Here is an 831-nt window from a genome sequence, read left to right as displayed (position 1 = left end):
CGGGCATAGAACTCCCCGTGCCCTTTGTCCACAAAGCGCCCCGGCCAGTCGTACACGTCGATGCTGCCCGGCTTCGGCGACGCCGGGTTCTGCTGGGCCTGGAACAGCCACGCGTTCGGCTTGCGGAAGTCATAGTCGTCGAGGCTGTAAATCCCCGGCGTCACGCTGTCCTCCAGCGCCCACTGGCTGATGCCCTCTTCATCCGTACTGCCGCCGGACGGCGTCTGGTGGTAAGGAATAACCTCATAGCCGCTGAACGGCTGGTACTGCGTGGCGGCGTCGGTGAGCACCAGGGTGTGCTTGTCCGCCTCATGGCGGAAGTGATACGCAATCCCCTCCAGCTCCATCAGGCGGCTGATGAAGTCCAGGCTCGACTCCTGATACTGCACGCAGTAGTCCCACACCCGGTAGCTGCCGGTGAGTTTGTCCTCAACGTTGACCTGATGCTCACCCAGCAGGGTTTTCACAATCTGCGGCACCGTCTGCCCCTGGAAGATACGCAGGTTACGGTCGCGCTTCATCGGCCACAGGTCCGGCTCCACCGTCAGCTGGTACACCGCATAGCGGGTGCCCGTCAGCTCAACGGCGCTGACCGCCACCCGGGTAATCTTGCCGTTTATATAGCGGGGCGTCAGCAGGCTCTGCGTCGGGATGGTCACCGTGACCGGCTGGCCCAGCAGCTTACTGCGGTCAATGCGCGCGTCCGTGCCGAGCACGGTCAGCGTCAGCGCGAACGACTCGGACATCGCCTCGCGGCCCGTCAGTTTCCAGAACAGAAGCCCCTCCACCGGGAGCTGAACGGTAATTCGGTTGAGCATAATCTTTATTCCA

1 protein-coding gene is annotated in these 831 nt (G+C 62.7%); it reads right to left on the bottom strand.

What is annotated here, in order from left to right; all coding sequences use genetic code 11:
• On the bottom strand, window positions 1-818 hold an 818-nt coding region (locus tag FHC48_RS23010), incomplete at its 3' end, for a type VI secretion system Vgr family protein (protein ID WP_220420629.1).
• Window positions 819-831 lie beyond the last annotated feature (13 nt).

The sequence above is a fragment of the Enterobacter sp. EC_50 genome (assembly GCF_019584525.1).
In the GTDB taxonomy this organism is placed as follows: domain Bacteria; phylum Pseudomonadota; class Gammaproteobacteria; order Enterobacterales; family Enterobacteriaceae; genus Enterobacter; species Enterobacter roggenkampii.
This window is presented reverse-complemented; position numbering and strand designations above follow the sequence as displayed.